This is a genomic window from Cellulomonas telluris, assembly GCF_004886325.1.
Classification (GTDB): domain Bacteria; phylum Actinomycetota; class Actinomycetes; order Actinomycetales; family Cellulomonadaceae; genus Cellulomonas; species Cellulomonas telluris.
The window spans coordinates 1-589 of sequence record NZ_QXFN01000055.1; the positions used below are offsets into that span (position 1 = coordinate 1).

The following is a 589-nucleotide window of genomic DNA, read 5'->3' on the forward strand; positions in this document are numbered from 1 at the left end:
CGAGCTGGGCCTGGACCGCGACCTCTTCGCCGCCTTCGACGCGCTCGACCCCACCGGGCTCGACGACGACGCCCGCCGCGTCCTCGAGCACACCCTGCGCGACTTCCGGCGCACCGGCGTCGACCGCGACGAGGCGACCCGCGACCGGCTGCGCGAGCTCAGCGAGCGCGCGGTGCGGCTGTCGCAGGACTTCGGGCGCCACATCCGTGACGACGTGCGGTCGATCCGGGTCGCGCCGGAGCGGCTCGCCGGGCTGCCCGAGGACTACCGCGCCACCCACGAGCCGGACGACGACGGCCTGGTCACCCTGACGACCGACTACCCCGACCTGGTGCCGTTCGTGACCTTCGGCTCCGACGGCGACGCCCGCCGCGACCTGACCCTGGCCGCCAGCAACGTCGCGTGGCCCGCCAACGACCAGGTCCTGCAGGACCTGCTGGCCGTGCGCCGGGAGACCGCCGACCTGCTCGGCTACGCGTCGTGGCCCGACTACGACACCGAGGTCAAGATGATCGGCTCCGGCCAGGCCGTCGCCGACTTCATCGACCGGGTCGGCGACGCCGCCAAGGAGCGCGCCGCGCAGGAGGTC

1 pseudogene is annotated in these 589 nt (G+C 74.5%); it reads left to right on the plus strand.

Annotated features, from left to right (window positions below):
* A pseudogene (locus FB586_RS18720) lies at positions 1 to 589 on the plus strand (M3 family metallopeptidase); the annotation flags it as partial.